The sequence below is a fragment of the Sphingopyxis sp. GW821-FHT12C06 genome, assembly GCF_058807415.1.
In genome coordinates this window covers 849743-863246 of the sequence record NZ_JBXAQR010000001.1, presented here as the reverse complement: position 1 = coordinate 863246, position 13504 = coordinate 849743, and the positions used below count along the sequence as shown (strand labels likewise).

Below are 13504 nucleotides of genomic sequence, written 5' to 3'. Positions count from 1 at the left end.
TGCGCGCCTGTCAGCGCCAGCCCTGACGCCCCTTGCCGCCGACGAGGCCAGCCTCGACCCGCTGCCTGAGAAGCGGCCGGGGACGAAAGCGTTCGCCATAGGCGTCAAACATGATCTGCTGTGCCGACAGACAGAGGCTCGATGTGGTTGCGTCCATCAGTTCGAACGGCCCCACCGGATGACCAAGACCCAATCGGCAGGCTGTATCGAGATCCTCAACGCTGACCACGCCCTCTTCGATCAAGCGGACGGCTTCGATCATGAACATGTGCAGCACGCGGTTTATCGCGAAGCCCGGCACGTCCTTCACCCGGATCGGCACCTTGCCCGTCGCTTCGGCGAGCGCATAGGCGCGCGCAACACATGCCTCGCTGGTGAAGATAGCAGGTACGACTTCTACCAGCTTCATCCGGCTCACCGGCGAGAAATAATGCATGCCGATAAAGTCCGGACGCCGCGCCGCATCGACGTGCGACGCCAGCGTCGAAATCGGGATCGTCGACGTATTGGTCGCGATCATCGCACCAGGTGGAAGCACTTCATCCAGCTGCCGCAGGATCAGAGCCTTGACGTCGAGGTCCTCGAATACCGCCTCGGTGACGATGTCGCATCCGGAAAAATCGGCAATGTCGACGGTGGGGTGGATGCGGGAGAGCGCTTCGGAGGCAGCCCGGTCCTCATAGAACCCCCGCCCAATCCCCTTGTCCAGCACCAGTGCCAGCCGCGCCATCGCGCGATCGAGCGCGTCCCGATCCCGATCCAGAAGCAGCACGTCGTGCCCCGCCAATGCCTGCACCAAGGCGATTTCGGATCCCATGAGGCCGGCGCCCGCGACGCCATATGTTCCATTTTCTTTTCGCATCATTGCACTGCTTTATTGTTTTACAATTTCGCCCTATTATATTGCAGAAGATGGAAATGCAAGACGGTTCCGGCAACCGCCGGAATTGCGTGAAAAGGAGGAATTATGGCCGATACCGACTCGGACGCCGTCAGCTTGGAGATGATCGACGATCATATCGCGCTTGTGACGCTGCGCCGGCCCGAAGCACGAAATGCAATCAATGGTGCGGCCACAAGCGCAATGCGCCGGATCGTCGACAAGGTGGAAAATGATCCCGATATCTGGGTCGCGATCCTGACCGGCGAGGGCGGCAAGGCTTTTTGCGCCGGCGCCGATCTGAAGGAAATTTCGGCCGGGGGAATGGACAATCTGATCGATCCCGTCGCCGGCTTCGCGGCCTTCGTTCACGCGAACCGGGCGAAGGCATGGATAGCCGCGGTCGAGGGTGTGGCGATGGCTGGCGGCTTCGAACTCGCCCTGGCCTGCGACTTGATCATCGCGTCCGAAGATGCGCGCTTTGCTCTTCCTGAGGTCAAGCGCGGTCTGGTTGCGGCGGCGGGCGGCATTTATCGCCTCCCCCGCATGCTTCCGCGTGCCATAGCCCTGGAACTGGTTGCCACCGGAGAGGCTCTGCCGGCGAGTCGCGCGCTCGACATGGGATTGATCAACCAGATGGTACCGAACGCCCACGTGCTGGACGCGGCGATCACCCTGGCCCGGCAGATTTGCGAAAATGCGCCGCTCGCCGTGCGGGAGAGCCTCAAGGTCGCGCGGCTCGCTTTCGACCGCACCGATTCCGATCTGAATCGACTGAGCCTCGCGGCTCAGGCGGTGATCATGAAGACCGACGATTTTGTGGAGGGGCCCCGCGCCTTCATCGAGAAGCGCCGTCCGCAATGGGTAGGGCATTGACGCCAAAGGGGCATGTCGCCGCGGCGTGACCCGCCTTTCCAAGTCCGCAGATATTTTTGAACGGATCATCGATGGCGCTGCGGCGCCGGGGACGATGGCAACAAGCTGGAGAAGACAAATGAATGAGCCGAAGCAATTGGCCACGCAATTCCTGCAAACCATGGCAGACCGCGGGCTCCCCACCGCGATGGAGCAATATTGTACCGCCGATTTCATATTCTGGATGACGGGAGCCGGGGAAATCCAGCATCAGGCCGAAGCGGCAAACGCCTATTTCCAGTCACTCATCGAAGAGGGCAGCGAAACCCTCAAGATAATTGGCACGACGTGCGAAAATGACCGGGTCGCGATTGAGACGGAAACGCGTGCAAAGCTGAAATCCGGGAATGAATATTTCAATCAATATCATTATCTTTTCGTCGTCAAAGGCGACAAGATCGCTTCGGTCCGCTCCTATTTTGATACCGCGCTGGCACAGTCCTCCCTCAGCTAGGTGCAAGGCAATCGACGCAGGAATCTTCAAACCGCAAAGCTTTTGGGGCATTCCGCCCGGCTTGCAGTCGAATCCCGTAGCCGATGGCGGACTATCTGCGCCGCCCATATGACTGCCCGGATCCACGAAGAGCCACTGCCGGCTTCTTCGTGGATCGGCGCCCTGCCCCGTTGCCGGCGGTCAGGATCGCGTTGACGCTTGCAAGGCGGCGGCGGCGCCCGGGTCGCGCCGGATCACGTCCCGCTTCAAAATCAGATTTTCTCGAAGAGCGTGCCGTTGGCCATACCACCGGATTCGCACATCGCCTGGATGCCGAACCGGCCGTCGCTTTCGTCGAGCGCAGCAAGCAGATTGATGAGCAGGCGCCCGCCGGAAGCGCCGGCAGGATGGCCCAGCGCGATCGCCCCGCCATGGCGATTGACCCGATCCGGATCGGCACCCAGATCCTTGATCCATGCGAGCGGAACCGAAGCGAAGGCCTCATTGACCTCAAAGACGGCAATGTCGCTGACGGACAGCCCGGCCCGATCGAGCAGCTTGCGCGTGGCGGGCATGACCGCAGTGAGCATGAGGATCGGATCATCGCCTGCCACCGCGAAATGCGTGACTGCGGCGCGCGGCGTCAGGCCCAGCCGCGCGGCTGTCTTTTCTTCCATGATGAGCGCTGCCGTCGCGCCGTCGGTGACCTGGCTTGCGTTGCCGGCGGTCACACTCCAGCGGATCTGCGGGTAGCGCGCCGACATGGCCGCATCCTCAAAGGCCGGTTTGAGCGTGGCCAGCCGCTCCAGCGACGTATCGCGCCGCACCCCTTCGTCCCGGTCCACCCATCGCGGTCCCGACGGGCTGGGAACTTCAACGGGGACGATGCCGCGCGCCGTGACGCCGCTGTCCTCGGCGGCCGCGGCGAGACGATGCGAGCGCAGCGAGAAGCTGTCCATTTCCTCGCGCGAAATATTCCAGCACGCGGCGATCAGCTCGGCCGATATCCCCTGACGTATGAACCCGTCCGGATAGCGCGCCTTGAGCTGGACCCCGTCGGCGTCCTTGCCGAGCCGGTTGGCACGCATCGGAACGAGGCTCATCATCTCGACGCCACCGGCGATGACAATGTCATAGGCGCCCGCAATCACACCCTGCGCGGCGAAATCGACCGCCTGCTGGGCCGAACCGCATTTGCGATCGAGGGTCAGCGCCGGGACGCTTTCCGGAAATCCCGCCGCCAGTGCCGCCTGCCGGCCGATATTGCCGGCCTGCTCACCGACCTGAATGACGCAGCCGGTGATGACATCCTCGACCAGCGCCGGATCGATGCCCGTGCGCGCGACAAGGCCGCGCAATATCTGCGCATAAAGATCGACCGGATGAAGACCGTCGAGCGCGCCACCTGCGCGGCCGCGGCCGAAGGGCGACCGGACGACATCGACAATGACGGCGCGCCGCACAGTCAGCGGCTCAGCATCAGCGACAAGCCGGCGCTCCTGAACTGCACATAGGGCGAATTCGCGGTTTTCATCAGCTTGGCCGCCTGGTCCAGTTCGGGCGACGACAGCATCGGATAGGATCGCTTGAGCGGACCCGCCTCGCGCATTTTCTGCAGATCGGATTCGGGCATCAGCGCGCGCAGAATCAGTTCATCGTCATCGTCGGTGCCGTAGCGCTTGCGCAGTTCCTCGATGGTCGGCTGTTCGGGCGGATGGTCAAGGACATGCTTCGCGCGCGCGCTGGACATGATGCGATCCAGCACATTGGCGTCGATCGGCGCGACCGGCTGCCCATAATAGCCCGCCGCATATTCAAGGATTTCATCGGGGATAATGGCATAGCGCTCCCCCTTCACCACGTTCAGCACCGCCTGGATACCGACGAGCTGGCTGAACGGCGTCGCCATGCCCGGATAGCCGAGTTCGCGGCGGACGATCGCCACTTCCTTGAGAACCTCTTCGAAGCGATCGGACATCCTGTGCTGGGCGAGCTGCGCCTTGAGCGTACCGATCATTCCGCCGGGAATCTGATGAAGGGTCGACAGCACATTATATTCATTGTGCTGGTTGACCAGAAAACCGGCGGCTTTGCCGACCTTTTCGAAATGCGTCGCGACAGGCCCGAACAGGCTCTTGTCAAGGCTGTGGGTGTGGCCAAGCAGCTCGATATTGTCGACAACGCTTTCCGTCGAAGGCACCGAGGGCCCATTGGACATCGGCCGGCTCGCGGTGTGCAGGATGGTGACACCGAGAGGGATCGAGTCGAGATAGGCCTTGCCCGACTGGCCCAGAATATTGTTCGCGTGAAACTCGATCGGTTTGCCGCGCGCCTTCGAAACGATCGCGGGGAGCAGCGTCGTCAGCCGCTCCTTTTCGAGCACGCCGGCCGTGTCGTAGAGGAGAATCGTATCGATATCGTCCGACGCCGAAAGCTTGTCGACCTTGTCGGCATAATAGGCGTCGTCGTGGACCGGCGAGAGGGTGAACATGATCGCGCCCGCGACCTCCGACCCGAATTCCTTCGCGACCTTGGCAAGCCGCAACATCTTGTCGATGTTGAACAGCACGTCATAGATCCAGAAGCTGCGCGCGCCATGTCGATTGAGCTGACGCATCCAGGCATCCATCAGCGCGTCGGGCGTCGTACGGAAGGTCACGCTGGCGTTGGAGCGCATGCCCGAACGGAGCACCGTATCGGGCATTGCCTCAACCAGTGCATCCATCATCGCCCACGGATTTTCGCGGCAATGGCGGATCAGCACCTCGAAATGGTTCGAGCCCGTCAGATCGATCACGCGGAAACCTGATCGGTCGAGCCATGATGCTGCCGGCAACGCCATGCCTGCCTGGAGGCGCATGCCCCACAGGCTCTGCTGTCCGTCGCGAATGGTCTGGTCGAGAAATTCCACATGGGCCATGAGGTCAGCGTCCTTGTCGCGCGCGATAGGCGGGAAGCAATTCCGTCTCCAGCCAGCGCGTATTGATGTTGTTGGTTCGGAAGTCCGGATGAGCGACGATGAACTTCAGCAGCGGAATATTGGTGGAGATTCCTTCCACCTCGAAGTCGTCCAGCGCCTTGGCGAGCCTGCCGACCGCTTCTTCCCGGCTTGCGCCATGGACAATCAGCTTGGCGATCATGCTGTCATAATAGGGCGGCACCATCGCACCCGTTTCCATCGCGCTGTCGACCCGGACCCCGGGGCCGGTGGGCGGCGACCAGTTGGTGATACGGCCCGGACAAGGCATGAAATCGCGATCCGTATCCTCCGCGATAATGCGGGCCTCGATCGCATGGCCGCTGGGATGGATGTCGCTCTGTGCGAAATCGGTGATCTCACCCGTCGCAAGACGGATCTGCGCCTGGATCAGGTCGGTGCCGGTGATTGCTTCGGAAACGGGATGTTCGACCTGGATGCGGGCGTTCACTTCCATGAAGAAAAATTCTTCGCTGGCGCTGTCGTAGAGAAACTCGACCGTGCCGGCATTGCGATAATCGATCGACGAGAGCAGCCCCACCGCCGCGACATGGAGTCGCTTGCGGACATCGGGCGAGAGGATGGCCGCGGGCGCCTCCTCGATCATCTTCTGATAGCGGCGCTGGATCGAACAGTCGCGCTCGCCAAAATGAACCACGCCGCCCTTGCCGTCGCCGATAACCTGGACCTCGATATGCCGTGCCACCTCGACATAGCGCTCGATGAACAAGGTGCCATCGCCGAACGCCTCGCGGGCCGTCGTCACCGCCTGGTCGAAGGCCGCGGCAAGCTCCTCTGGCGTGTGTGCGACGACCATTCCCCGCCCGCCTCCACCGGCCGATGCCTTGGTGATGACGGGATAGCCGATTTGCTCCGCAAGACGCAGCGCGTGGGCCACGTCATCGACAGCATCGCTGCCGCTGGTCATCGGCACCTTTGCAGCCTTGGCCATCGCCCGGGCGGACAGCTTGTCACCAACCTGCCGGATCGATTCGGGCGTCGGTCCGACGAAGGCGATGCCCTCTTCGCCGCAAAGCTCGGCCAGTTCCGCTCGCTCCGAGAGAAAGCCGTAGCCAGGATGAAGCGCCGTACAGCCGGTCGCCCTGGCGGCATGGACGATCAGGTCCGCATTGAGATAGGAATCGCGCGCCTGTGCCGGGCCGAGCACGACAACCCGATCCGCCGTCCGCGCGCCGAGCCCGTCGCGATCGGCAGCCGAAACGCCAAGCACCGCCTCCATGCCGAGCGCCTGCGCCGCGCGGATCGCCCGAAGAGCGATCTCGCCGCGATTGGCGACGAACAGTCGTCCGTTCGAGGGGGCTGGATCAGACATCGGGTTCGATCAGGAACAGCGGCTGGCCGAACTCAACCAGCTGGCCGTCCTCCGCATAGATTTCGCGTACCGTGCCGGTTGTGGTTGCCCGCAACGTGGTGAAAAGCTTCATCACCTCGATCAGGCAGAGCTCGGAATTCTCTGCGACATTGGCACCCAGTTCGGTGAACATGGGGGCACCGGGCTTCGGCGAGCGGTAGAAGGTCCCGAGACTGGTTGCGGTAACCAGCGCCCAGCCGGGCGGGACGGCAGGCGCATCCCTGTCCACCGGAGACGGCGCCTCCGGAGCCGACGCCAGGGCGGGTGAAGCCTGAGCGGGCGCAACGGACGGAGCCGGAGCCGATGAAGCGCCCGGCCGATCGGTCCCGCTGCCATCCTTGCTGAGGAACAGGTCAAAATCACCGAGTGTCAGGTGCATGGCCTTCCACTCGGTACGCTCGAACAACGCCATCAGCGCTTCGATATCCTGCGTAGAAATTCCGTTCACGCTCATCCTTTCAAACTTCGCTGGGGCGTTGAGCCGCCGCCAGAAGCGCCGGCAAAACCGGCTTTGTTATGATGGTTCCGGCCCCCGCTGCGATCGCTGCGCGGACGGCGTTCGCGTCATTGGCGAACAGGGCGCCCGACACGGTCGCACCGCGCGGAAGCGAAGCGAACAAGGTGCCGGGTTCCTCGACATTGCCGTCGAAATCGATGACGTCGGTCCCGGCATCGGAGGATGTGACGGCTATCGATGCCCTCTCGCGGGCCCAGATCGTCAACTGGCGCAGGGTTGCATCGTCATCCTCGCTCGGCTTCACGACAGGAAGGGCCCCGAGATAGATTTTTCCCGCCTGGCCATCGACGGTTACCATCTGGCCTGCGAGCGCTGCCAGAGTCCCCTCGCCGCACCCGACGACGCAGGGGCGGCCGAGTGCGCGGCCGACAACGGCGGCATGGCTTGTCGAACCGCCATGTTCCGTCAGTATCGCGCAAGCGGCAATCATGCCGTGGAGATCGTCGGGACTGGTCGTCGCGCGAGCCAGAACCACTGTTTCGCCCAGCTTGGCACGGCGCTCGGCCTCATCGGAATCCATCACGACGACGCCGACGCCGACGCCGGGCGATGCAGCTTCACCGATCAAGGCCGGGCTGATCAGCTCGACCGATCCTTCGGCAAGTTGCGGGCTCAGCAAGATACGCACCTGCTCGCTCGACACGCGGGACAAGGCCTCACCGGCATCGATCATCCCTTCGGAGACCATGTCGACCGCGATCCGTACCGCAGCACGCGGCGAGCGTTTCGCCGCGCGGGTTTGCAGCAGATAGAGTTTGCCGCCCTGCACGGTGAATTCGATGTCCTGGACGTCGCGGCCCTCTCGCTCGAGTCTCTGCGCGGCAGCGAGAAGTTCGTCATGCACTTCGGGCATAGTCTCCCGCATCGCCGCCAAAGGCTTCGGGGTATGTTTCCCCGACACAATGTCTTCGCCCTGCGCGCTGCCGAGATATTCGCCATAGGCTTCAGGAACGCCCGACAACGGGTTGCGGCTGAACAGCACGCCGGTTCCCGAACGCTCGCCTTCGTTGCCGAATACCATGGCCTGCACCGCGACCGCCGTGCCCAGATCATGCGAAATGCCGTGATGGTCGCGATACCGCCGCGCGCGGCGCGAGTTCCAGGATTCGAATACGGCGCGGATCGCCGACTTGAGCTGGGCGCGAACATCGGTGGGCACAGCCTGACCGGTCTCGCGCTCGATCGTCGCACGCCATTGCGCAGGTTCGCCGCCGGCGTCGATCTGGAGTTCACCCTTCAGAACGATGTGCGCATAGAGATCGAGGAAGCGCCGGTGGGTATCGCGTGCGAATCCGGCATCGCCGAAATCCGCGGCCAGTTCGGCCTCGGTGGCATCGGTGATACCGAGGTTCAGGACCGTGTCCATCATGCCCGGCATCGATATCGGTGCGCCCGAGCGCACCGAAACCAGAAGCGGACGAGGCCCTCTGCCGAAAGTACGGCCCGTGCGGCTTTCGAGCCAGGCGATGCCCGCGTCGATTTCGTCGGCGAGGCTCGCAGGTTCCCCCCCTTCCGCGAGAAAATGTGCGCAGGCGCGCGTGGTGATTACAAATGCCGGTGGCACACTGAGGCCGAGGGCACTCATCCGCGCGACCGACCATGCCTTGCCGCCGATCAGGGCCTTGTCCGGGAGGCTCGATCCGTCGAGCGCGAGGGTCCATTCTCCGATAGGAAGTGCCATGATTATTCCACCCTCGTCCGCCCGACGATCCGCAGCAGATCCTCATGCAATTCGAACCACAAAGTATGATAGCTCTCGATCCTGGCGTCGCTGACCCATTCGATGGCGCCGTCCTCGGCCTTCTCGAGCGCTCCCAGCAGATGCTCCCGATAATAGTCGAGCCGCGGGAGGCCGTTCACCAACCGCTTGAGAATCGCGTCGGCACGCTCGTGCATGTCGCCGAGGCGATCGATGACTGTCGCATCATAATCGGCGTCGCTATGGTCATTGGCGACACGCTCGCCACCGACATCCATCGTCTGCCAATCGGTGATCAGCGCCTTTAGCTGGACATTGATCCGCTCGAACGCCTCATAGGCGGCAAAAAAATCGGCGCTTTCACGCTGCTCGGCATAGTGCCGCGAATAGCTGCTTTCGAGCGCGACGCGGGCGAGCGGGCTCAGCAGATATTTCCCGTTCGCTTCGACCGCGCGGCCGCCAGCCGCGGCGGTCTGCAAATATTTGGCCGTATCCTCGACGCCAATCCCGATCAGGCCCGCGATATCGTCCGGCCCGGCATGCTTCTTGATCGCAAGGCCATGGAGAATCAGGTGCATGGAATTCATGCCGCGCCTCCCCCAAGACGGGCCGTGACGGTGTTCCGAACCTCTCGGCGCAAGATCTTGTTCGCGCCGCTTTTCGGCAATTCGGGCCAGATCTCGATCGACTTGGGCTGCTTGAAATTGGCCAGCCGTTCCTTGGCGAAAGCGAGCACAGCGCGATCATCGAGCCCGGGGCGTCCGGCGATCACCGCATGGATCCGGTCGCCCCATTTTTCGTCAGGGAGGCCAATGACAGCGGCTTCGACAATGCCGTCATAGCCAAGGAGCACATCCTCGATCTCGCGAGGATAGACATTATACCCCCCCGAAATCAGCATGTCGTTCTTGCGATCGAGGATGTAGAAAAACCCGTCCTCGTCCATTCGGCCGATGTCGCCGGTGTGCAGCCAGCCGTTGCGAAATGCCTCGGCGGTCGCTTCGGGCCGGTTCCAGTAATAAGCCATGAGCTGGGTGCCGCGGCACACGATCTCGCCGACCTCCCCCACCGCGAGAAAATTGTCCTGCTCGTCGACGATAGCGGCTTCGACCGTGGAGAAGGGCCGTCCGCACGAGCCCACGCGATCATGGTCTTCGGGCTTCAGGCAGGTAATCACCATGGGGCTTTCGGCCTGACCATAGGTCTGCGCGAAGATTTTGCCGAAGCGGGCCTCGCCGCGCCGGAGCAGACTGTCCGCGATCGGCGACGCGCCATAGGCGATCCGGCGCAGGTCGAGGCGCACGTCGGCACGCTCGGGCTGCTCCAATATCATCGCCAGCATCGTCGGCACCAGGAAGGTCATCGACGCCTTCTCCGACGCGGCGAGCGCAAGAAAGGCCCCGGGATCGAACTTCTTCATCACCACCGAGCGCACTCCGCGCACGAGCGCGGGCAAGAAGAAGGCGCCCGACGCATGCGCGATCGGCGCGGCATGGAGGAAGGTGTCGCCCTCGTGCATCTCCGGCATGAGATCGATGAGAAAAGCGGACAGTTCGGCCGTCTCGCCGCGCATCGTCAGCGTCACCCCCTTGGGCTTCCCTGTCGTGCCGCCGGTGTAACCGAGGCGATAGGGTGCATCGAGGTCGCGATCGACCGCGCAGGCGGTCGAGGCACCGCTCCGGGTCATTTCGGCAATGGCATCGGGACGCAGACAGAGGTCGAGCGTATCGGGCACGACGTCATCCGCGCCGCAGATCACAGCCCGGCTACCGCTGTCGGCGAGCTTGTAGGCGTGATTGTCCGGGGTCTCCCGGGTGTTGAGCGAGACGCGGACCAGACCCGACTTGGCAAGCGCATAATATGCGACGAGGCAGTCGATGCCGTTGGGCAAAAGTACGCCGACCCGGTCGCCTGGATTGAGCCCGGTCGCGAGCAGCGCATTGCCGAGGCGATCGGTCAGAATATCAAAGTCGCGGAAGCTGACGATACGGTCCCCCTCGACGAGGCATGGCGCGTCCTTGTAGTGGAGGGCGGCGCGCCGGATGATGGAGCCGATCTGCATTAATTTTCTCCATTCTTCGTGCCGCGGTCTTTCCGCGTTCGCGATTGGCGCTGCTCCACCTTGTAAAGTTCGTCGGCCATGGGCGTCCCGGCGTTGTATTTGACCCAGGTCTCGCAGAGGAACCGGTACCGATCGGAGCAGATCTCCGGCGTGTGCTCGCGCGCGAGCCGGTTGTATTCGGCGAGCGTCAGCCTGCCGCGGCTCGTCTGGTAACGGTCGATCTTGGGATCGAGATGGCTGGTGCCGGGCTGCGGCGGCCCCGCGCTCGGCACATAATCCTCGCCGTTCAGGATCGAGAGCGGCAGCGGCGTGAACATGCGCGTTGCGGCATCACTGTGCTGCATCATCGCAAAGGGAGACACCCGCTGGCTGGGGAGGGTCAGGCTGCCGACGAGTTCGCCCAGCACGCTATTCCCATATTCATCATTGAGCAGCGGACGGAAGCGCTCCGCACGCGGATCAATCTCGAACCAATCCTCGACCTCGAACACACCGGCCACATGGGCCAGATCCTTGACCACCGCGAAATAGGAGAGCGCGCCGGCGTCAAGGAGTTGGTCGCGCGACCATTCGGCCATGCGCACCCACAATTTGTTGGTGGCGTCCTTCAGCACCTCGTTGAGCTCGCGAAACATGCTGGCAAGCTCTTCGCGCGACCCCATGCCAAGGGGCACAAACCCCTCGGTAAGCGGATCGGATGTGTAGAGACCGACACCCGCGAGTTTCTCGGCGGTGAATTCGGGGGTGGATTCGAAGCTGCCCCAGTCATCGACGAGATGGAAATGGCAATCGCGAACCGACATCGTAACCGTGAAATTATTGTACGGAACGTCCGCGGCGACGCCATCGAGCCAGGGCAACGAACATTCGGCAAGATCCATGAAGTCGCGAACCAGCAGCTGGTGCCTGTCGTCGAGCCGGTAAGGACCCGAATTCGTCAGGCTGATCCGGCTCTCGCACGAGACAAGGAAGCCATATTGCGAGGCGGTCGCCATGAACGCCTGAGCGGCGCTGTGCAGCGCATCGCCAGGTTCGCAGGGGAACATGTCCCCTTTGAATATCTCGAGCCGGCGATCGGGCAAGATTTGTGCGCGATGACCATATTCCTGGTTGGTCAGATGACCGTCGTTGCGATGCCAGGCCAGCTGGAAGCGTTTCCAGAAGTCGAGCACATAGACAATATCCTCAGCCGCATCCTGCGGCCGCAGCATGCCGAGCGAGATCAGCCATTCGCGACCGAGCAGATAGAAGGCGGGGAGACACCAGCCCATGTGAGAATTCTGGATCTTGATGCCCATGTTCCGGCTGCGATCGGCAATGTCTTCCGCCTTCATCCGCGCTTCGATCTTCCTGAGCAGCGCCGGATAGCGGTAGAAGGCATTCAAATAGGAAAACATGATATAGGCCGAGACCGGGAAGAGCTTCGACCCCTGCACCGTTCGCGTCACACACAGCCAATAGGTTTCATCGCCGACATTCTGCATGAGATTGTTCGTCTCGAGCAGCTGGACATAAGTGGGAGTGTCGGGATTGGTCATCATGCGAGCCTCCACACGCGCGCGCGCATCTCGATGCCGCTCTGGTAGGATTCAGCGGTACGCGCCGTCGCGCTGGTCTCCATCAAGACACGCTGCCCCTCGCGAATGCCGCTGATCCGCGCATTCATCAGGCAAGGAATTCCATATTCGCGGGTCAGAATGCCAAGGTGCGACCGAACGGTGCCGCCGGCGCAGATCACACCCTTGAACCCTTCGAGAATGGGAGCGGTCAATGTTCCGCCACTGTCGTCGATAATGGCGATCGTATCTTCCGGAACGCCATTCTTCATAAAGTCGATGACGCGCTCGCTGGTGCGGATATAGCGCGCAATCCCGCTGGTATCGGCCGGGCAGCGAACGACATTGTCGCCAACGCCCCGCTGTTCGCGCCCCTCGGCATCGGCCGACGCGACGATCGCATCCGGATGCTCGAAACTGAAATCAGGATCGTCGGCGGCACCTTCTCCGGCCGCATAGATGTCCGGCCTGTCCCTGGCGGAAAGCATCGAAGACCAGGCGAAACGATAGCCTGTATCCAGAATCCTTTTCTCGATGGCTTCGATATCGGCCTTGGCCACAAGCCTGTCGGACGAACCAAACACAAAGTCCGCCCAGCTCTCGCCACTTTCGGCCCATCGCTTTCGCACCAGATCCTGCACCGCGCCGTGAACCGCCTCGACCAGCAACGAAGCAGGTGCCTCGCCATAGCGATCGCGATCGGTATGCAATCTTGCCATCATTTTCCTCGCCCGTTGCCCAATTTTCGCTTGAGACCATTATCTTCCGCGTCCCACCTATTCGCACCGAAGCGGCGACACTGTCAAGTCTTTACACAACAAAATTGTAGCGCAATCTTGAAGGAGGAAATGACATGTCTCCGCAAACAGGGGGCAAGCATCATCCCCCGCGACCGGATCGAAGCAGCGAAAATATGGGAGGGATAAGGCGCGCTTTTCGCGCGCAACGTCACATCGCCGGATGCGGCGCAGAAGCCAGGCGATCGGCCATGGCAAACCAGGCCCACGCACCAGGCGGGCAGCGAACATGGCGCTGTTGATCGCGGGACATTTCGACCGGACTGCCCCGGCCATCGCAGCTGTTCAGACCGCCA

General features: G+C 62.4%; 12 protein-coding genes. 2 read left to right on the top strand and 10 right to left on the bottom strand.

The features are described 5' to 3' along the window. Positions 1-10: 10 nt before the first annotated feature. Positions 11-862, bottom strand: coding sequence for a 3-hydroxyacyl-CoA dehydrogenase family protein (locus AC1RRJ_RS04005; protein WP_493120704.1), 852 nt, complete (start codon positions 860-862; stop codon positions 11-13). 105 nt (positions 863-967) lie between these two features. Here AC1RRJ_RS04005 and AC1RRJ_RS04000 point away from each other — a divergent pair, with 105 nt between their 5' ends. Then, positions 968-1756 (top strand): enoyl-CoA hydratase-related protein, encoded by a 789-nt coding sequence (locus AC1RRJ_RS04000; protein WP_493120414.1) that lies wholly within the window; start codon positions 968-970, stop codon positions 1754-1756. Between the two features lie 25 nt (positions 1757-1781). Further along, positions 1782-2249 (top strand): nuclear transport factor 2 family protein, encoded by a 468-nt coding sequence (locus AC1RRJ_RS03995; RefSeq protein WP_493120413.1) that lies wholly within the window; start codon positions 1782-1784, stop codon positions 2247-2249. A 251-nt stretch (positions 2250-2500) separates the two neighbouring features. Here AC1RRJ_RS03995 and AC1RRJ_RS03990 read toward each other — a convergent pair whose 3' ends face one another. From AC1RRJ_RS03990 to AC1RRJ_RS03950, 9 genes are read right to left on the bottom strand one after another with little or no spacing between them, the layout of a single operon-like run. After that, a complete protein-coding gene (locus tag AC1RRJ_RS03990; protein ID WP_493120412.1) occupies positions 2501-3691 on the bottom strand; it encodes a thiolase family protein in 1191 nt (396 codons plus the stop codon). A gap of 2 nt (positions 3692-3693) precedes the next feature. Beyond that, positions 3694-5148 carry a pyruvate carboxylase gene (locus tag AC1RRJ_RS03985; RefSeq protein ID WP_493120411.1) on the bottom strand — a complete coding sequence of 485 codons (1455 nt, stop codon included), beginning with the start codon at positions 5146-5148 and terminating at the stop codon, positions 3694-3696. A 4-nt stretch (positions 5149-5152) separates the two neighbouring features. Next, positions 5153-6538 carry an acetyl-CoA carboxylase biotin carboxylase subunit gene (locus tag AC1RRJ_RS03980; RefSeq protein ID WP_493120410.1) on the bottom strand — a complete coding sequence of 462 codons (1386 nt, stop codon included), beginning with the start codon at positions 6536-6538 and terminating at the stop codon, positions 5153-5155. Continuing rightward, on the bottom strand, positions 6531-7025 hold the full coding sequence (locus AC1RRJ_RS03975; protein WP_493120409.1) for a biotin/lipoyl-containing protein: 495 nt from the start codon (positions 7023-7025) through the stop codon (positions 6531-6533). The genes AC1RRJ_RS03980 and AC1RRJ_RS03975 overlap by 8 nt, the downstream gene beginning before the upstream one ends. A gap of 10 nt (positions 7026-7035) precedes the next feature. Further along, the gene (locus AC1RRJ_RS03970; protein ID WP_493120408.1) at positions 7036-8775 is read right to left on the bottom strand and encodes a pyruvate, phosphate dikinase; all 1740 of its coding nucleotides are present in this window, start codon (positions 8773-8775) and stop codon (positions 7036-7038) included. A 2-nt stretch (positions 8776-8777) separates the two neighbouring features. Beyond that, the gene (locus AC1RRJ_RS03965; protein ID WP_493120407.1) at positions 8778-9380 is read right to left on the bottom strand and encodes a hypothetical protein; all 603 of its coding nucleotides are present in this window, start codon (positions 9378-9380) and stop codon (positions 8778-8780) included. Beyond that, positions 9377-10855 carry an AMP-binding protein gene (locus AC1RRJ_RS03960; protein ID WP_493120406.1) on the bottom strand — a complete coding sequence of 493 codons (1479 nt, stop codon included), beginning with the start codon at positions 10853-10855 and terminating at the stop codon, positions 9377-9379. Before AC1RRJ_RS03960 ends, AC1RRJ_RS03965 begins: the two co-directional genes overlap by 4 nt. After that, positions 10855-12396, bottom strand: a complete 1542-nt coding sequence (locus AC1RRJ_RS03955) for a hypothetical protein (protein WP_493120405.1) — start codon at positions 12394-12396, stop codon at positions 10855-10857. The genes AC1RRJ_RS03960 and AC1RRJ_RS03955 overlap by 1 nt, the downstream gene beginning before the upstream one ends. Continuing rightward, complete coding sequence (locus AC1RRJ_RS03950) at positions 12393-13133, bottom strand: PEP-utilizing enzyme (protein ID WP_493120404.1); 741 nt, start codon at positions 13131-13133, stop codon at positions 12393-12395. The genes AC1RRJ_RS03955 and AC1RRJ_RS03950 overlap by 4 nt, the downstream gene beginning before the upstream one ends. Positions 13134-13504: the final 371 nt, after the last annotated feature.